The sequence below is a fragment of the Acidovorax sp. KKS102 genome (assembly GCF_000302535.1).
In the GTDB taxonomy this organism is placed as follows: domain Bacteria; phylum Pseudomonadota; class Gammaproteobacteria; order Burkholderiales; family Burkholderiaceae_C; genus Acidovorax.
On sequence record NC_018708.1, the window covers coordinates 346,207 to 363,301 of the forward strand.

General features: G+C 65.8%; 17 protein-coding genes. 8 read left to right on the plus strand and 9 right to left on the minus strand.

Annotated features, from left to right (window positions below; translation table 11 throughout):
• Positions 1–26 precede the first annotated feature (26 nt).
• Both C380_RS01545 and C380_RS01550 read left to right on the plus strand, forming a co-directional pair.
• Positions 27–524 (plus strand): GAF domain-containing protein, encoded by a 498-nt coding sequence (locus tag C380_RS01545; protein WP_015012137.1) that lies wholly within the window; start codon positions 27–29, stop codon positions 522–524.
• A gap of 5 nt (positions 525–529) precedes the next feature.
• The gene (locus C380_RS01550; RefSeq protein WP_043565921.1) at positions 530–919 is read left to right on the plus strand and encodes a response regulator; all 390 of its coding nucleotides are present in this window, start codon (positions 530–532) and stop codon (positions 917–919) included.
• A gap of 193 nt (positions 920–1,112) precedes the next feature.
• Here C380_RS01550 and C380_RS01555 read toward each other — a convergent pair whose 3' ends face one another.
• Positions 1,113–3,020: a GspE/PulE family protein gene (locus C380_RS01555; RefSeq protein WP_015012139.1), complete on the minus strand. Its 1,908-nt coding sequence runs from the start codon at positions 3,018–3,020 to the stop codon at positions 1,113–1,115.
• Positions 3,021–3,045: 25 nt separating this feature from the next.
• Positions 3,046–3,849: an exodeoxyribonuclease III gene (locus C380_RS01560; protein WP_015012140.1), complete on the minus strand. Its 804-nt coding sequence runs from the start codon at positions 3,847–3,849 to the stop codon at positions 3,046–3,048.
• A gap of 10 nt (positions 3,850–3,859) precedes the next feature.
• On the opposite strand from C380_RS01560, the gene pyrE reads away from it, so the two are divergent.
• On the plus strand, positions 3,860–4,558 hold the full coding sequence (gene pyrE / locus C380_RS01565; protein WP_015012141.1) for an orotate phosphoribosyltransferase: 699 nt from the start codon (positions 3,860–3,862) through the stop codon (positions 4,556–4,558).
• Between the two features lie 5 nt (positions 4,559–4,563).
• Positions 4,564–5,262 carry a DUF4124 domain-containing protein gene (locus C380_RS01570; protein WP_015012142.1) on the plus strand — a complete coding sequence of 233 codons (699 nt, stop codon included), beginning with the start codon at positions 4,564–4,566 and terminating at the stop codon, positions 5,260–5,262.
• A gap of 108 nt (positions 5,263–5,370) precedes the next feature.
• Here the strand turns inward: C380_RS01570 and gatB are convergent, their stop codons facing one another.
• The 3 genes from gatB to gatC are packed head-to-tail and all read right to left on the minus strand — an operon-like array spanning position 5,371 to position 8,626.
• Entirely contained in the window at positions 5,371–6,819 is a 1,449-nt protein-coding gene (gatB, locus tag C380_RS01575) for an Asp-tRNA(Asn)/Glu-tRNA(Gln) amidotransferase subunit GatB (protein ID WP_015012143.1), read from the minus strand.
• A 1-nt stretch (position 6,820) separates the two neighbouring features.
• Positions 6,821–8,314, minus strand: a complete 1,494-nt coding sequence (gene gatA, locus C380_RS01580) for an Asp-tRNA(Asn)/Glu-tRNA(Gln) amidotransferase subunit GatA (protein WP_015012144.1) — start codon at positions 8,312–8,314, stop codon at positions 6,821–6,823.
• 12 nt (positions 8,315–8,326) lie between these two features.
• Entirely contained in the window at positions 8,327–8,626 is a 300-nt protein-coding gene (gene gatC / locus C380_RS01585) for an Asp-tRNA(Asn)/Glu-tRNA(Gln) amidotransferase subunit GatC (RefSeq protein ID WP_015012145.1), read from the minus strand.
• 207 nt (positions 8,627–8,833) lie between these two features.
• On the opposite strand from gatC, the gene C380_RS01590 reads away from it, so the two are divergent.
• From C380_RS01590 to mrdA, 4 genes are all read left to right on the plus strand, one after another.
• A complete protein-coding gene (locus tag C380_RS01590) occupies positions 8,834–9,877 on the plus strand; it encodes a rod shape-determining protein (protein ID WP_008907364.1) in 1,044 nt (347 codons plus the stop codon).
• 132 nt (positions 9,878–10,009) lie between these two features.
• Positions 10,010–10,933, plus strand: coding sequence for a rod shape-determining protein MreC (gene mreC, locus C380_RS01595; protein WP_015012146.1), 924 nt, complete (start codon positions 10,010–10,012; stop codon positions 10,931–10,933).
• A 43-nt stretch (positions 10,934–10,976) separates the two neighbouring features.
• Complete coding sequence (gene mreD / locus C380_RS01600; protein ID WP_015012147.1) at positions 10,977–11,495, plus strand: rod shape-determining protein MreD; 519 nt, start codon at positions 10,977–10,979, stop codon at positions 11,493–11,495.
• Positions 11,496–11,567: 72 nt separating this feature from the next.
• Positions 11,568–13,508: a penicillin-binding protein 2 gene (gene mrdA, locus C380_RS01605; protein WP_015012148.1), complete on the plus strand. Its 1,941-nt coding sequence runs from the start codon at positions 11,568–11,570 to the stop codon at positions 13,506–13,508.
• Positions 13,509–13,592: 84 nt separating this feature from the next.
• Here the strand turns inward: mrdA and C380_RS01610 are convergent, their stop codons facing one another.
• From C380_RS01610 to C380_RS01625, 4 genes are all read right to left on the minus strand, one after another.
• On the minus strand, positions 13,593–14,480 hold the full coding sequence (locus C380_RS01610; RefSeq protein WP_015012149.1) for a DMT family transporter: 888 nt from the start codon (positions 14,478–14,480) through the stop codon (positions 13,593–13,595).
• Between the two features lie 79 nt (positions 14,481–14,559).
• Complete coding sequence (locus tag C380_RS01615) at positions 14,560–15,315, minus strand: amino acid ABC transporter ATP-binding protein (protein ID WP_015012150.1); 756 nt, start codon at positions 15,313–15,315, stop codon at positions 14,560–14,562.
• Positions 15,312–16,094 carry an amino acid ABC transporter permease gene (locus C380_RS01620; protein ID WP_015012151.1) on the minus strand — a complete coding sequence of 261 codons (783 nt, stop codon included), beginning with the start codon at positions 16,092–16,094 and terminating at the stop codon, positions 15,312–15,314. The genes C380_RS01615 and C380_RS01620 overlap by 4 nt, the downstream gene beginning before the upstream one ends.
• A 127-nt stretch (positions 16,095–16,221) precedes the next feature.
• Entirely contained in the window at positions 16,222–16,986 is a 765-nt protein-coding gene (locus tag C380_RS01625) for an ABC transporter substrate-binding protein (protein ID WP_015012152.1), read from the minus strand.
• Positions 16,987–17,095: the final 109 nt, after the last annotated feature.

Genomic DNA, 17,095 nt, shown 5'->3' on the forward strand with positions numbered 1-17,095 from the left:
TACATACCCTCACCACAGGATTGACCATGACACCCGCACCCATGCCCGCCGATGAGGACGAGCGCCTAGCCGCCCTGCGCGAACTGCTGCTGCTCGACACGCCGCCCGAGGAGCGCTTTGACCGCCTCGCACGCTTTGCAGCCGAGCAGCTGGACACCCCCATTGCCCTGCTCACGCTGGTGGACGGCCAGCGGCAATGGTTCAAGTCGCGCATGGGCCTGGAGGCCACGGAAACCCCGCGTGAAATTTCTTTCTGTGGGCATGCCATCCTGAAGAACGAACTGTTTGTGGTCGAGGACGCCAGCCGCGACCCGCGCTTTGCCGACAACCCGCTGGTGACCGGTGACCCGCACATCCGCTTTTATGCCGGGGCGCCGCTCAGTGCGCCGGGCGGGCATCGCATCGGCACGCTGTGCGTGATCGACACCGTGCCCCGCACGCTCGGAACGGTGGAGCGGTCGATTCTGGATGCGCTGCGGCGGCTGGCCAACGAGACCCTGGCAGGTCAAGAGGACGAGGAATGAGCGCGATGCGGCCCCGGATCCTGCTGGTCGAACCCCAGTTCGTGCTGCGTCGCACCATGGTCATGGTGGCCCGTGACCTCGGCATGGTGGACTTCCAGGAGGCCAGCAGCGTGGGCCGGGCCCGCGCGCTGCTGGCAACCGACGCCTATGAGGGCGTGGTGCTGGACCTGCAGGAGGGGCCGCAGGCCCTGGAACTGCTCAGCGAGCTCCGGCAGGGCCGGTTTGCCACGCCGCGCGATACGCGGGTGGTGGTGCTGGCAGGCGGCGGCAGCCAGCTGGACACCGAACGCCTGCAAGGCCTGGGCGTGGCCCGCGTGCTGGGCAAGCCGGTGCGCATCAGCGAGCTGCTGGACGCCGTGGCGGGCGTGCAGGAAGAGGGCGCGCCCGCCGCCTGACGCGGCCATCTCACCCGCAGGGGGCCATGCGCATGGGCGCTGGCAGATCATTGCCAGCGCATCCCACGGCGAACGGACCGTTGGATCTGGCGAATTGCTCATTTATCGATAGCTGCCGGCGCTTATCAGATAAGCGCTGGAGCCTGTTTCGAATCAAAAATTTTGGTGCCCGGCGCGCGAGAATGCGCGCACGTCAGAGGTTGGTCGCCGCCACCACCTCACTCATGTCGGTCAGGCCCTGCAACACTTTTTCGATGCCGTCCTGGCGCAGGGTGAGCATGCCGGCGGTGAGGGCGGAGTGTCGGATGTCCGAGGCCGGGGCCCGGTGGCGGATGTGCTGGCGAATGGTTTCGTCACTCATCATCAGCTCGTGGATGCCCAGACGGCCGTGGTAGCCGTGGCCTTCGCATTTGGCGCAGCCTACGGGGCGCCACATCCGCAGCTCGCCCTGGGCACCGCCGTACTGCTGGCGCCAGCGCCCGATCTGTGCCTGGCGCGCTTCGGCGGTGTTGTGGGTGCCACTGTCCAGGTACTGCGACGCCAGGCCCGTCAGCATCTCGTCGTCGGCCACGCGCGGCTCGCGACAAGAGGTGCACAGGCGGCGCACCAGGCGCTGCGCCAGGATGGCCAGCAATGAGTCCGAAAAGTTGAACGGGTCCAGGCCAATTTCGAGCAGGCGCGCAATGCTTTCGGGCGCGGAGTTGGTGTGCAGGGTGGACAGCACCAGGTGCCCAGTGAGCGAGGCCTCGATGGCGATGCGCGCCGTCTCTTCATCGCGCATCTCGCCGATCATGATCACGTCCGGGTCGGCGCGTAAAAAGGTGCGCATGGCGGCGGCAAAGGTCCAGCCGATGCGCGGGTTCACCTGCACCTGGCGCAGGCCCTCCTGGGTGATCTCGATGGGGTCTTCGGCCGTCCAGATCTTGCGGCCTGCGGTGTTGATGTCGCGCACCACCGAGTGCAGCGTGGTCGTCTTGCCGCAGCCCGTGGGGCCACACACCAGCACCAGACCATAGCTTTTTTGCACTACCGCGCGCAGCGCCAGCAGGTTGGGCTGGCTCAGGCCGATGTTCTCCAGCGGCAGCGGCTTGGCACCCGCCAGCAGGCGCAGCACCACGTCCTCCAGCCCGCGCGAGGTGGGCACTGTGACCACGCGCAGCTCCACCGGCGGGCCACCAAAACGCGCAAAGTCGATCTTGCCGTCCTGCGGTTTGCGGTGCTCCGAGATGTCCATGCTGGCCATGATCTTGATGCGCGCCACCATCGCGAAGCGATAGCGCGCGGGCAGCTCCAGGTAAGGCACCAGGTCGCCGTCGATGCGCAGGCGCACGCGCACGTTGTGCGGGGCGGGTTCGGTCTCGATGTGGATGTCTGACGCCCGGTGGCTGATGGCCTCGTCGATCACCGAGTTGATGAGTCGCACCAGGGTGTTGTCCGACTCGCTGATCACGTCGGCCTGCTCGGTATCGGCGTCTGGCGACGCGGTGGCCAGGTTGGTCAGCAGCTCCTGCGAGGTGGCGCGTGCGCCGGCTGCCGCGCCGCCTGCGTCGGCAGGGCGGGTGCGGTAGGCCTTGTGGATGGCGGGCATCAGCGTGCCGGGCGATGCCCGCAGCGGAATCAGACGCCGTTGGGTCAGAAACCGGATCTCGTCGATCAGCACCCGGTCCCAGGGGTCGGCCATCAGCAACACCAGCGCGTCGTCGCGCGCGATCAGGGGCAGCACGGACTCTCGCTCGGCCACGGCACGGGGGATGAGGGCCAGGGCCGACGCCTCGGGCGTGATGTCGCCGGGGTGCACGGTGTATTCGCCCAGCCAGGTGGCAATCACGCTGCGCAGCTGGTCCTGGGTGAGCGCCCCCCGGTCCACCAGGATCTGGCCGATGGGTCGCTGCACGCCGTTGCCGCGCTCCTCCTGCTGCGCCTGCAGGCCCTCTGCCAGGTCCGGTGTGGACAGCAGCCCCGCGTGGACCAGCGCCTCGCCCAGGTGCCGCGCCTTGCCCACCGTGGGGTGAGGGGTGGAGATCTGACGCCACAGCGCCTCGGCGCTTTGGGGGCGGAAACTGTGGGCGGGAGGCGGGGCGGAGGTGCTGGCGTCGGTCATCGGGGCAAAGGGGCTGGGGCGGGGCTTATAGGGTCAGTGCGTAATCCACCGTGATGGGTGCGTGGTCCGAGAACTTTTCGCCCTTGTAAATGTGTTCAGCGCGCGCCAGCGCCGCGATCGCAGGGGTGGCCAGGTGGTAGTCCAGCCGCCAACCCACGTTGTTGGCATAGGCCTGCCCGCGGTTGCTCCACCAGGTGTAGGCGGTGTCGGTGGCGGTAGGTTGTAACTGACGGTAAACGTCTATGATGCCGCCGCCTTCATCAGTTGTGTGCAACAACTTTGTCATCCAGGCGCGTTCTTCGGGCAAAAAACCACTGTTCTTCTGGTTGCTGCGCCAGTTTTTGAGGTCGATTTGCTGGTGCGCAATGTTGATGTCGCCACACAGGATGAAGTCGCGCTCGGCTTTCAGGCGCATGAGGTGGGGGTGGAATTCGGCCAGAAAGCGGAACTTGGCCTGCTGGCGCTCTTCGCCGGACGAGCCACTCGGAAAGTACGCACTGATGATCGACAGCTTGCGCTCGGGCGTGTCAAAACGCAGCTCGACATATCGGCCTTCTGCATCGAACTCGGCAGACCCATAGCCAACGACTACATCCGACGGCTCGTGCCGCGTGTAGATGCCCACGCCCGAATAGCCCTTTTTCTGGGCAAAGTGAAAGTGCCCCTGCAGGTCCGCGAGGCGCTCGAACCGGTTGGCCATGTCGGCCGCCTGGGCCTTCACTTCCTGCACACAAATACAATCCGGCCGCGTGGCTGCCATCCAGCTTTCCACGCCTTTGCTGGTGGCAGAGCGGATGCCATTGAGATTGAGGCTGGTTAACTTGAACAAGGATTTCCCCATGGTGGATGTTGGCGTGCAAACCCCCGAACAGGGCCAGCTGGCGCAGGATTTCGTGCGTTTTGCGGTGGAGTCGGGCGTGCTGCGGTTTGGCGAATTCAAGACCAAAGCCGGGCGCCTGAGCCCCTATTTTTTCAACGCCGGACTGTTTGACGATGGCCGCAAGATTGGCCGCCTCGCGGAATTCTATGCAAAAGCCCTGCTGGCCAGCGGCATCGAATTCGACATGGTGTTTGGCCCCGCGTACAAGGGCATTCCGCTGGCTGCCACCGTGGCCGTGGAGCTGGCGCGCCTGGGGCGCAACGTGCCCTTTGCCTACAACCGCAAGGAGGCCAAGGACCATGGCGAAGGCGGCACCCTGGTGGGCGCGCCCCTCAAAGGCCGGGTGCTCATCGTGGACGATGTGATGTCGGCTGGCACGGCCGCCCGGGAGTCCATCGCCATCATCAAGGCGGCCGGCGCCACGCCCCATGCAGTGGCCATTGCGCTGGACCGCCAGGAAAAAGCCACCGAGAATGGCCAGGACGTAGACCACAGCGCGGTGCAGTACGTACGCAACCAACTGGGCATGCAGGTGTGTGCCATTGCACGGCTGGCAGACTTATTGCTCTTCTTGGAGCAAAACGGGGAAGAGGGGATGCGTTCCCATCACGAAAAGGTGCTGGCCTATCGCCGGCGATACGGCGTCAACGAGGGGTAGACGGATTGAGCAAATCGGCGTGGATCGTGGGCGGGGTTCTGTTGGCCACCCTGGGCGCTGATTTGGCGTGGGCGCAAGCCCCCAGTCCGTCGGGTGGCATCTACACGTGCGTGGACCGCAATGGCCGGCGCCTGACGGCCGACCGTCCGATTGCTGAATGCCTGGACCGCGAGCAGCGCGAACTCGGGCCCTCGGGCATTGTGCGGCGGCAAATTGGCCCTTCGCTGACCGAGCAGGAGCGCGCCGCGCAAGAGGCCCAGCGCCGCAAGGAGGCCGAAGCCCGTGCCCGCGAGCTGGAGGAGCGCCGCCGCGAACGCGCGCTGACCGCCCGTTACCCGGACAAGGCAGCACACGATGTGGAGCGCGCTGCGGCCATCCAACTGGTGGACGATGTGACCGCCACTGCCGAAAAGCGCCTGGTCGAGCTGACACAGCAGCGCAAGGCCTTTGACGTCGAGATGGAGTTCTACAAGAAGGACCCCAGCAAGGCGCCGATGTCGCTGCGCCGCAAGATTGCCGAGAACGAAGAGAGCATTGCCGAGCAGCAGCGGTTCATTGCCGGGCAAGACCAGGAAAAGCGCCGCGTGCACCAGCGGTTTGACGTGGAGCTGGCCCAGTTGCGCAAGCTGTGGGAGGCGCAGCGCATGCCCCTGCCGGGCGCAACGCCCGCCAGCGACGCCTCCGCTCCGGCCGCCACGCGGTGAGGCCATGCGCTGAGAGCGCTCCTTTAGCCTGCGCCGCTCACCAAAAGATCCAAACAACAAAGGGCCTCGCGGCCCTTTGTTGTTAGTGTTGTTGCCAATCGACGTGCGTCAGCCCGCCAGCTTGGCCCGCAGCAGCTCGTTGACCTGCGTCGGGTTGGCCTTGCCCTTGCTGGCTTTCATGATCTGGCCCACCAGCGCATTGAAGGCCTTGTCCTTGCCCGCGCGGAACTGCGCCACGTTGTCGGGGTTGGCGGCAATCACCTCGTCGATGATCTTCTCTAGCGCGCCGGAGTCGTTCATCTGCTTGAGGCCCTTGGATTCGATGACGGCGTCCACGTCGTTCGACTCCCCGGTCCACAGCGCATCAAACACCTGCTTGGCGGCGTTGTTGGAGATTGTGCCGTCGGCAATGCGGCCGATCAACGTGGCCAGCTGCGCTGCAGTCACAGGAGCTTGCTCGATACCGGTCTCCGCCATATTCAGGCGGCGCGACACCTCTCCCATGATCCAGTTACTGGCCAGCTTGGGCTGGCTGCAGGCTTTGGCGGCCGCTTCAAAGTACGCCGCCATCGCCTTGCTCTGCGTGAGCGTGGTGGCGTCGTACTCGGGCAGGCCATAGTCCGCCACAAAGCGTGCCGCCATGGTGCGGGGCAATTCGGCCATCTGCGCACGTTCTTCCTGCACCCACTGCTCTGAAATGTGGAGCGGAGGCAGGTCGGGGTCGGGGAAGTAGCGGTAGTCCGCAGCATCTTCCTTGGTGCGCATTGCACGCGTTTCGCCCGTGTCGGGGTCGAACAGCACGGTGGCCTGCTGGATCGCGTGGCCGTCTTCGATCTGCTCGATCTGCCAGCGGATCTCGTAGTCGATGGCCTGCTGCATGAACTTGAACGAGTTCAGGTTCTTGATCTCGCGGCGCGTGCCCAGTGGCTGGCCGGGCTTGCGCACCGACACGTTGGCGTCGCAGCGGAAGCTGCCTTCCTGCATGTTGCCGTCGCAGATGCCGATCCAGGTCACGATCTTGTGCAGTTCCTTGGCATATGCCACGGCCTCTTCGCTGCTGCGGATATCGGGCTCGGTCACGATCTCCAACAGGGGGGTGCCCGCGCGGTTCAGGTCGATGCCCGACTGACCGATGAAGTCTTCGTGCAGCGACTTGCCGGCGTCTTCTTCGAGGTGGGCACGCACCAGGCGCACGGTCTTCTTCTCGTCACCCAGGAAAAACGACACCTCGCCGCCTTGCACCACCGGGATCTCGAACTGGCTGATCTGGTAGCCCTTGGGCAGGTCGGGGTAGAAGTAGTTCTTGCGCGCAAAAATGCTCACTGGCGCAATGTGGGAGCCGAGGGCAAGTCCCAATTTGATAGCGCAGGCCACGGCCTCGCGGTTCATCACAGGCAAGGTGCCGGGCAGGGCCAGGTCCACGGCGCAGGCCTGGGTGTTGGGCTCGGCGCCAAACGCGGTGGCGGCGCGGCTGAAGATCTTGCTCTTTGTGGCGAGCTGGGTGTGGGTTTCGAAGCCGATGACGACTTCGTAGCCATGGATCAGTTTGGCGGTCATGTCAGAAGCCCTCCGGACGGCGGAGGTGGAAGTCGGTGGCTTGCTGCAGGCGGTGCGCAGCGTTCAAGAGGCGGGCTTCCTGGAAGTAGTTGCCCAGCAGCTGCAGGCCCACAGGCATACCGCCTTCGCCAAAACCAGCGGGCACGCTCATGCCGGGCAGGCCAGCCAGCGAGCCGGGCAGGGTGAAGATGTCGGCCAGGTAGTCGGCCAGCGGGTCGTTGCCGTGGTCACCCAGCTTCCAGGCCACGGTGGGTGCCACCGGGCCGGCGATGATGTCGCACTCCTTGAACGCGTTCTGGAAGTCGTCGGCGATCATGCGGCGGATTTTTTGCGCCTGCAGGTAGTAGGCGTCGTAGTAGCCGTGCGAGAGCACATAGGCGCCAATCATGATGCGGCGCTTGACCTCGTCACCAAAGCCTTCGGCACGGGTCTTCTTGTACATGTCCACCAGGTCGGTGTAATCCTTGGCGCGGTGGCCAAACTTCACACCGTCAAAGCGGGAGAGGTTGGACGACGCCTCGGCCGGGGCAATGATGTAGTAGACCGGGATGGACAGCTGCGTGCGCGGCAGGCTGATGGGTACGAGCTTGGCGCCGAGCTTCTCGTATTCCTTCAGGGCACCGTCCACGGCAGCGCGCACATCGGGCGCGAGACCTTCGCCAAAGAACTCGGCGGGGATGCCGATGCGCAGGCCGTCGATGCTGTCATTGAGCTTGGCGCTGAAGTTTTCGGCCGGCACGTCCAGACTGGTGGAGTCGCGGTCCGGGTCGGGGCCGCACATGGCGGACAGCAGCAGCGCGCAGTCTTCGGCCGAGCGGGCCATGGGGCCCGCCTGGTCGAGGCTGGAGGCGAAAGCAATCATGCCGTAGCGGCTGGCGCGGCCATAGGTCGGCTTGATGCCGGTGATGCCACAGAACGAGGCGGGCTGGCGGATGGAGCCGCCCGTGTCGGTGCCGGTGACGGCCGGGGCCAGGCGCGCAGCCACGGCCACGGCGCTGCCGCCGGACGAACCGCCCGGAATGCGGTCGGTGGCCCAGGGGTTGCGCACGGGGGCGGGGGCGTCAAAGCCCACGGGGGCGACGGCCGAGTTTTCGTTGGCCGAGCCCATAGCGAACTCGTCGCAGTTGAGCTTGCCCAGTGTCACGGTGCCCGCATCGGCCAGCCTGGTGACCACGGTGGCGTCAAACGGCGACTGGTAGCCCGCGAGCATCTTGGAGCCGGCGGTGCTGGGGAAGCCCTTGGTGACGAAGATGTCCTTGTGCGCAATCGGCACGCCAGCCAGGGGGCCTGCGGTGCCAGCTGCAATGGCAGCGTCCTGGGCGCGGGCCTGGGCCAGGGTGATGTCGGGGTTCACGGCCACGTAGGCGCCCAGGTTCTGGTGGGCTTGTGCGCGGTCGAGGAAATGCTGGGCGGCCTCGACGGCCGAGACGCGGCGCTCGCGCAGCTCGGTGGCCAGCTGGGCCACGCCCAGGTCATGCAATGCGGTGGAAGTCATGCGGCGGGGTTCTTACTCGATCACTTTGGGCACGAGGAACAGGCCTCGTTCGACGGCGGGGGCGCTTTGCTGGTTGGCTTCGCGCTGGTTGGGCTCGCTGGCCACGTCGTCGCGCAGGCGCAGCTGCACGTCCTGGATGGCGGCCACGGGGTGTGCCAGGGGCGTGACGCCCGAAGTATCCACAGCCCGCATCTGTTCCACGATGTCAAAGAAGCCGTTGAGCTGGGTGAGCATGCGCTCACTTTCGGAAGGTGTCAGCTCAAGCCGCGCCAAGTTGGCAATGCGGCCGATGTCCTGGGGGGTCAGTGCCATAGGGAGGAAAATCTAAAGAAACCAGACGTAAAGCTGTGATCCGGCCCGCGCCGGAGGGAGTTATTCACAGGGGATGGGGTATTATCCCGGCTTTGCCGCAAAGCTCCCGGAATGGGAGTCAATTGCGTGAAAAAAGCCAATAAACACCCCCTGAAATACCTGGCGATGGCAGGCCGACGCGCATGCCGTGCCCGAGAGGACTTTTGAATGTTCGGAGCTTTCCGTCGGTACTTCTCCACCGACCTGGCCATTGACCTTGGCACAGCCAACACCCTCATCTTCGCCCGCGACAAAGGCATCGTCCTCGACGAACCCTCCGTCGTCGCCATTCGCCACGAAGGCGGCCCCCACGGCAAGAAAGTCATCCAGGCCGTAGGCCACGAGGCCAAGGCCATGCTGGGCAAGGTGCCCGGCAACATCGAAGCCATCCGCCCGATGAAGGACGGCGTGATCGCCGACTTCGTGATCACCGAGCAGATGATCAAGCAGTTCATCAAGATGGTGCACCCGCGCACGCTGTTCACCCCCAGCCCGCGCATCATCATCTGCGTGCCCTGTGGCTCCACCCAGGTCGAGCGCCGCGCCATCAAGGACGCCGCCGAGGCTGCAGGCGCCACGGCTGTGTACCTGATTGAAGAACCCATGGCGGCCGGTATCGGCGCCGGCCTGCCCGTCTCGGAAGCCTCGGGCTCCATGGTGGTGGACATCGGCGGCGGTACCACCGAGGTGGGCGTGATCTCGCTGGGCGGCATGGTCTACAAGGGCAGCGTCCGTGTGGGTGGTGACAAGTTCGACGAAGCCATCATCAGCTACATCCGCCGCAACTACGGCATGCTGATCGGTGAGCCCACGGCCGAAGCCATCAAGAAGAACATCGGTTCGGCCTTCCCGGGCTCCGAAGTGCGCGAGATGGAAGTCAAAGGCCGCAACCTGTCCGAAGGCGTGCCACGCAGCTTCACCATCTCCAGCAATGAAGTGCTGGAAGCCCTGACTGACCCGCTCAACCAGATCGTCTCAGCCGTGAAGAACGCGCTGGAACAAACCCCCCCCGAGCTGGGCGCCGACATTGCCGACCGCGGCATGATGCTCACCGGCGGCGGCGCGCTGCTGCGTGACCTGGACCGCCTGCTGGCCGAAGAAACCGGCCTGCCCGTGCTGGTGGCCGAAGACCCGCTGACCTGCGTGGTGCGCGGCTGCGGCATCGCCCTGGAGCGCATGGACCGCCTGGGCAGCATTTTCACGAGCGAATAAGCCGGCAGGCCTGTATGCTGCAGGCACTTTTTTTGCGCTCCGAATTGCATGACTGCCCCTGCTCCAATGCTTGTTTCTGAGCACCCGCCCGTGGAGCCCGCTCCCCGCGGCAGACACTGACCGCTGCGCACCATGCCCCTGGGTACTCTGGAGCGCAGCGCTCCCCCTTTCTTCAAACAGGGCCCTTCGGCCCTGTCGCGTTTGGCCGTGTTCAGTGCGCTGGCGCTGTTTCTCATGGTGGCCGACGCACGCTTCCAGATCACCGGCCCCTTTCGCCAGGCTGTGGCTACGGTGCTGTACCCGGTGCAGTGGCTCATGCTGCAGCCGGTGGAATTTGCGAGCCACGGGCGCAGCTATTTCCAGTCGCTGCAAACCGCGCAAGAAGACCTGGACGCTGCCCGCAAGAAGATGACCGTGATGGGCCAGCGCGCCAACCAGGCCGACCAGCTGGCCATGGAAAACCAGCGGCTGCGCAAACTGCTGGAACTGCGCGACCGGCTGCTGACCCCTGCGCAGGCGGCCGAGGTGATCTACGACACCGCCGATCCCTACACGCGCCGCGTGGTGCTGGACCGGGGACAGCTGGGCGGCGTGGAGCTGGGCGCTCCCGTGATGGACGAAGCGGGCGTGCTGGGCCAGGTCACCCGCGTGTTTCCGCTGGTCAGCGAAGTCACGCTGCTGGTGGACCGTGACCAGGCGATTCCGGTGCTGAACATCCGCACCGGCGTGCGCGGCGTGGCCTATGGCGACCCGGTGGCGGGCCATGGCGGCGGCATGGAACTGCGCTTCATGCCAGCCAACGCTGACATCCGCGAAGACGACCTGCTGACCACGAGCGGCGTGGACGGCTTGTACGCCCCCGGCCTGCCCGTGGCACGCGTGGTGAAGGTGGAGCGCCGGGCCGACTCTGCCTTTGCGCGCATCTACTGCGCGCCACTGGCCCAGGTGCAGGGCGCGCGCCACGTGGTGGTGCTTAAGCCGCTGGGCGACAACGAATTGCCCCGCCCGGATGCGGCCCCGGCCGCGCCTGCGACCAAACGCGGAGGCCGCAAATGAGCCACCGCTTCACCCTGATGACCCCCACACAAGGAGGCCCGCGATGATCATGCCGCGGGGTGAGCCCCTGTTGATGCCGGTGAACCCGGTATTCATCTGGGCCAGTCTGGCTGCGGGCCTGGCCATCAACATGCTGCCGCTGGGCCGTGTGGTGTGGATGCCCGATCTGCTGATGGTGCTGCTGGTGTTCTGGGGTGTGCACCAGCCGCTGCGTATTGGCATGGGGGCAGCGTTTGTGCTGGGCCTGTGCATGGACGTGAGCCAGTCTGCGCTGCTGGGTCAGCATGCGCTGTCCTACACCGTGCTGTCGTTCGGTGCCATCGCCATCCACCGCCGCCTGCTGTGGTTCAGTGTGCCGTCGCAGGCGCTGCAGGTGTTTCCGTTGTTTGCGATTGCCCATGCCATCGAGCTGATGCTGCGCATGGCGGCCGGCGGAATTTTCCCGGGGTTCTGGAGCTTTCTGGCCCCGTTCCTGGAGGCGCTGCTGTGGCCCCTGGCCAGCTGGGTGCTGCTGGCACCCCAGCGCCGCCCGCCTGACAGCGACCAGAACCGGCCTTTGTGACATGACGCACCGTATGAGCTGCTTCGCGTCGTTGTGCTGTGCTGCGGCTTGGTGGCGCCCGGGAGTTGGCGCATGACCGAGGTGCGCAGCAGCGAAGCCGACGCCTCGCGGTTCCGGGTCCGCGCCGTGGTGGTGGGCCTGGTGGTGATGGCAGCGTTCTGCCTGGTGGCGGCGCGCCTGGTGTACCTGCAGGTGGTGCGCCATGAGGACCTGGCTGCCCAGGCCGAAAGCAACCGCACGGCCGTGGTGCCCATCGTGCCCAACCGGGGGCTCATCCTGGACCGCAACGGTGTGGTGCTGGCCACCAACTACTCGGCTTACACGCTGGAGATCACGCCCTCGCGCGCGGGGGTGCTGGACGAGACCATCGACGCCCTGTCCAAGGTGGTAGACATCCAGGCGCGCGATCGCCGCCGGTTCAAGCGACTCATGGAAGAGTCGCGCAACTTCGAATCCCTGCCCATCCGCACCCGCTTGACCGACCAGGAGGTGGCGCGGTTCACCGCCCAGCGCTACCGCTTTCCGGGCGTGGACATCAAGGCGCGGCTGTTCCGCAACTACCCGCTGGGCGACGTAGCGAGCCATGCCATTGGCTACATTGGCCGCATCAACCAGACCGAGAAGGCGCGCATCCAGGACTCGGAAGACGAGGCCAACTACCGGGGCACGGAGTACATCGGCAAGCTGGGCATCGAGCACAGCTTCGAGTCGGCCTTGCATGGCGCCACGGGCGTGGAGCAGATGGAAACCTCGGCGGGTGGGCGTGCCGTGCGCAAGCTCTCCAGCCACGCAGCCACACCGGGCGACAGCGTGATGCTGTCCATCGACATCAAGCTGCAAAAACTCATCGAAGACCTGTATGGCACCCGCCGGGGCGCGCTGGTGGCCATCGACCCGCGCAATGGCGAGATCCTGGCGCTGGTGAGCAAGCCCACCTTCGACCCCAACCTGTTCGTGGAGGGCATCGACGCTGAAAACTGGGCCGCACTCAACGAGTCCATCGACAAGCCACTGCTCAACCGCGCCCTGCGCGGCACCTACCCGCCCGGCTCCACCTACAAGCCCTTCATGGCCCTGGCGGCCCTGCAGCTGAACAAGCGCTCGCCCAGCCTGGTGGTGAACGACCCCGGCTTCTACACCTTTGGCGGCCACACCTTCCGCAGCCACGAAGGCGGCCTGGGCGGTGTGGACATGCACCGCGCCATCCAGTTCTCCAGCAACACCTACTTTTATTCGCTGGCCGTGGACATGGGCGTGGATGCGATCCACGACTTCATGAAGCCGCTGGGTTTCGGCCAGTCCACGGGCATCGACCTCAACGGCGAAGTGCGGGGCACGCTGCCCAGCACCGAGTGGAAGCGCAACACCTATAAGCGTGCCGACATGAAGCGCTGGTTCCCGGGCGAAACCGTGTCGCTGGGCATTGGCCAGGGCTACAACAACTTCACCATGCTGCAGCTGGCGCTGGCCGAGGCCACGCTGGCCAACGGCGGCATCCGCTACCGCCCGCACATGGCCAAGGCGGTGAAGAACTCGGTCACTGGCGCCATCACCGAAATCGTGCAGCCCCCCGGCGTCAACCTGGGCTACCTGCCCAAGAACGTGGAACTGGTGCGCAATGCCCTCGTGGCCGTGAACAAGGGCGGCACGGGCACGCGGGTGTTCATGGGCGCGCCCTACACCTCGGCGGGCAAGACGGGCACCGCCCAGGCCGTGAGCCTGGGCCAGAACGTGAAGTACAACGCCAAGGCGCTGGAAGAGCACCAGCGCGACCACTCGCTGTTCGCCGCGTTCGCACCGGCCGAAAACCCCACCATCGCCCTGGCGGCCATTGTGGAGAACGCCGGCTTTGGCGCCGCCCATGCGGCCCCGATTGCGCGACGCGTGTTTGACTACTGGCTGATGGGCGAATACCCCAGCGAAGAAGACATTGCCGCCGTACAAAAGGGCCAGGCCAGTGCGCCCATCGGCAAGCCCCGCAAGGCCAGCGAGGTGCCGCTGCTGGCGCCCTGATCAGACGCTAGGTTGCTCTAAAAATCATAGCTGTTGGCGCAATATCGACTAGCGCTACCGGCCGTTTTTGCTTGCAGAGGGTGCCTAAGCACCGGCGGTGCGCGGTGACGGCTGGATATGGCTGAACACCAGCGCCGCCACAATCAGCGCCGCACCGCTCAGCCCGGCCCAGCCCAGCTGTTCGCCCAGCAACACCCACGCCGTGAGCGCGGCAAACACCGGCTCCAGCCCGAACACGATAGCGCTGCGCATGGCGTCCACGCGCTGCTGGCCCCAGGCCTGCAGCGTCACCACCACCACACTGGCCAGCAGGCCCAGGTACAGCAAGGCCAGCAGGGCGTCCACCGGCAAATGGGCCGCAGCGCGCAGCCAGTCCATGTTGCCGCTTTGCACCAGCAGCAGCGCGGTGGAGGCCAGGGCCATCACCGTGGCCTGGGCGGCGGCCATGCGGGTGGCGCGCAGGGGCTGTGCGGCCGTGCGGCGCGCGCATTCTTCCAGCGCCAGGATGTACAGCGCATAGAACACGGTGCTGGCCAGCGTCAGCGTATCGCCCAGGTTCCAGGGCTCGTTCTCGTGGAACATCAGTGCCATGCCCGCCAGCGCCATCCCGCAGGCGGCCCACAGGCGCCAGCCATAGCGCCGCCCGAGGAAGGCCATGGCGATCAGCGGCACCACCAGGACGTTCAGGCCGGTCACAAACGCATTGCGGTTGCTGCTGGTGCGCGCGAGACCCTCGATCTGCAGCCAGAACGCCAGGAACAGCAGCAAGCCCAAAGCGCAGCCCCAGCGCCGCTCGTGGCGCAGCATGCCGCGCCACAGCGGTGCCAGCACCAGCAGCGCAATCACGAAGCGCAGCCAGATGATCTGCAGCGCGTCCAGGTGCGCCGAGAGCAGTTTCATGGCCGGGAAGGTGGTGCCCCACACCACGGTCACGGCCAGCAGGGCCATCAGGCCCCAGCGTTCAGTACGCATCGACAAATTCCTCAATACCAAAAAGAAAAAAGGGCCGCCGGTTGCCCGGGCGGCCTTTGCAGTGCGGCGCGGATTCTGATCAGTGGCTGACCTGGCCCAGGAACGCGCGGATGCGGTCGTTGGCCGGGTTGCTGAAGAACTCCTGCGGCGGCGCATCGTGCGCGATGCGGCCCTGGTCGAAGAACATCACCCGGTCGGCCACCTCGCGCGCAAAGCCCATTTCGTGGGTGACCACGATCATGGTCATGCCGCCACGAGCCAGGCTGCGCATCACGTCCAGCACTTCCTTGACCATCTCGGGGTCCAGCGCCGAGGTGGGCTCGTCAAACAGCATCACCTTGGGTTGCATGGCCAGCGCGCGGGCAATGGCCACCCGCTGCTGCTGCCCGCCCGATAGTTGCCACGGGTACTTGTGTGCGTGGTCCTGCATGCCCACGCGGCGCAGCAGCTGCATGGCTTCGTCGTTGGCCTGCGGGCGTGGTGTTTTGCGAATGCGGCGGGGCGCCAGCGTCACGTTGTCCAGCACGCTCATGTGACCGAACAGGTTGAACTGCTGGAACACCATGCCCACCTCGCAGCGCTGGCGCTGCAGAGTGGCGTGGTCGTCGCTCACCTCGACGCCGTCAATGGTGATGCGCCCGCTGTCGTGGGGCTCCAGTCGGTTGATGGCGCGCAGCAGCGTGCTCTTGCCCGAGCCGGAGGCGCCGATGATCACCGTGACCTCGCCGGTGTGGAACACGGTGGACACGTCCTTGAGCACCTGGTGTGCGCCAAACGACTTGCACACCCGCTCGGCCACGATGTAGGGCTTGGGCTGGTTCGTCGTCGCGGTCATCGGTTGCGCCCTTCCACGTCAAAGCGGTATTCGACGGCGTTGGAGATCTGGGTCACCAGCGTGGTCAGCAGCAGATAGGTGATGGCCACCGTGGTCAGCGTGGCGATGGGCTGGAACGTGGCCGACTGGATGCGGTTGCCCACGTTGGTCAGCTCCACCACACCAATGGCATAGGCCAGCGACGAGTCCTTGAGCAGCGCCACAAAGTTGCTCACCAGCGGCGGCAGCGAAATCTTGAACGCCTGCGGAAACACCACGTCCAGGAAGACGTGCATGCGGCCCAGGCCCAATGCGCGGGCGGCCTCGGTCTGCCCGCGCGGCACGGCCAGCAGGCCGGCGCGCAGCGCTTCGGCGTTGTAGGCGCCCACGTTCAGCCCCAGGGCCACGACGGCGGCGGCAAAGTCGGGCAGGTTGAGCCCCGGCACCAGCACCGGCAGGGCAAAGTACACAAACAGGATCTGCACCAAGAGCGGTGTGCCGCGAATGGCCCAGATGTACACGCCAGCCACCCAGCGCACGGGCGTCCAGCGGGCCGTGCGGGCCAGCGCCGCTGCGGTGCCCAGCACCAGGCCCACGGCACCGCTGACCAGCGTGAGCCACAGCGTGGTGCGCGCACCTTCAGAAAACGCCTGGGCGTTGGGGCCGATGGGGTCGGGAAAGAACGATAGCAATTGGCCCAGCAGCGAGAGGGCCAGCACCATCACGACCAGTGCAGCGACCAGCGTGGCATTGCTGCGCTGCTGTCGGGACCAGCCTTGTGGCCAAAGAGCGAGAAGCATGGATCAGACGACCATACGGTCTTGGTTGGAAATCGGACTGGGGCGGGGCGATCATGCACCCGCCACCAGAAACGGCAAAGGGTGCGCAGCAGGCCTGGGCCCTCTGCGCACCCCATGGGCCATCACATCAGTTGCAGCGCACGTCTTCGTTGAAGTACTTCTTGGAGACGGCGGCGTAGCTGCCATCGGCCAGCACTTCGGTGAACGCCTTGTTCCAGGCATCGGCCAGGCCGGTGTTGCCCTTGGCCATGGCGGGGGCGATGCGCTCGATGAACAGCATGTCGCCCAGCTTGAAGCCGGCCTTGGCGTTCTTGGCGGCGGCTTCCTTGGCCACGAACTTGTCGCTGACCCAGGCGTCCACGCGCTTGGAGATCAGGGCGCGCTGGGCGTCGGTGTCTTGCGGGAAGTTCTTCACTTCCTTCACGCCGCTGACCTTCTTGACCTGCTCCAGGTAGCTGGTGCCGGTCTGCACGGCCACGACCTTGCCGGTCAGGTCCTTGGCGTTGCGGATCTTGTCGTCCATGGCCACGATGATGCCGCCCGAGCAGTAGTGGGGGTTGGCAAAGGTCACGGCCTTGGAGCGCTCGTCGGTCACGCCGTGCGAGGCGATCACGGCGTCCCAGCGGTTCTGGCCCAGGCCAGTCAGCAGGGCGTCAAAGCCCAGGGTCTTCCATTCGAGCTTGAGGCCCATCTTCTTGACCACCAGCTCCGCCACTTCCACCTCAAAACCCGTCAGCTTGGTGCCTTCGAAGTAATTGAAGGGGGCGAACTGGCCCTCGGTGGCCACGATGATCTTGCCGTCCTTCTTGATTTCGTCCAGCGTGCGGGCCTGGACGGCGAGGGCAGCGCACAGCGCCACGGCGGTGACAACGGCAGACTTGAAAAATTGCATGACAGGTTCCTGTGGGGGGTGGTTCAGGTACAAAAAATCCGGCCTGCGGGTAGGCAGGCCGGAGCGGGTGGATGCGGACATCGCCGTTGGCGATGGGCCTCGTCATCAA

Coding starts and splice junctions, on each gene's coding strand:
- C380_RS01545 (WP_015012137.1), top strand. CDS start 27: ATGACACCCGCACCCATGCCCGCCGATGAGGACGAGCGCCTAGCCGCC.
- C380_RS01550 (WP_043565921.1), top strand. CDS start 530: ATGCGGCCCCGGATCCTGCTGGTCGAACCCCAGTTCGTGCTGCGTCGC.
- C380_RS01555 (WP_015012139.1), bottom strand. CDS start 3,020: ATGACCGACGCCAGCACCTCCGCCCCGCCTCCCGCCCACAGTTTCCGC.
- pyrE (WP_015012141.1), top strand. CDS start 3,860: ATGGTGGATGTTGGCGTGCAAACCCCCGAACAGGGCCAGCTGGCGCAG.
- gatB (WP_015012143.1), bottom strand. CDS start 6,819: ATGACCGCCAAACTGATCCATGGCTACGAAGTCGTCATCGGCTTCGAA.
- gatA (WP_015012144.1), bottom strand. CDS start 8,314: ATGACTTCCACCGCATTGCATGACCTGGGCGTGGCCCAGCTGGCCACC.
- gatC (WP_015012145.1), bottom strand. CDS start 8,626: ATGGCACTGACCCCCCAGGACATCGGCCGCATTGCCAACTTGGCGCGG.
- C380_RS01590 (WP_008907364.1), top strand. CDS start 8,834: ATGTTCGGAGCTTTCCGTCGGTACTTCTCCACCGACCTGGCCATTGAC.
- mreC (WP_015012146.1), top strand. CDS start 10,010: ATGCCCCTGGGTACTCTGGAGCGCAGCGCTCCCCCTTTCTTCAAACAG.
- mreD (WP_015012147.1), top strand. CDS start 10,977: ATGATCATGCCGCGGGGTGAGCCCCTGTTGATGCCGGTGAACCCGGTA.
- mrdA (WP_015012148.1), top strand. CDS start 11,568: ATGACCGAGGTGCGCAGCAGCGAAGCCGACGCCTCGCGGTTCCGGGTC.
- C380_RS01610 (WP_015012149.1), bottom strand. CDS start 14,480: ATGCGTACTGAACGCTGGGGCCTGATGGCCCTGCTGGCCGTGACCGTG.
- C380_RS01615 (WP_015012150.1), bottom strand. CDS start 15,315: ATGACCGCGACGACGAACCAGCCCAAGCCCTACATCGTGGCCGAGCGG.
- C380_RS01620 (WP_015012151.1), bottom strand. CDS start 16,094: ATGCTTCTCGCTCTTTGGCCACAAGGCTGGTCCCGACAGCAGCGCAGC.
- C380_RS01625 (WP_015012152.1), bottom strand. CDS start 16,986: ATGCAATTTTTCAAGTCTGCCGTTGTCACCGCCGTGGCGCTGTGCGCT.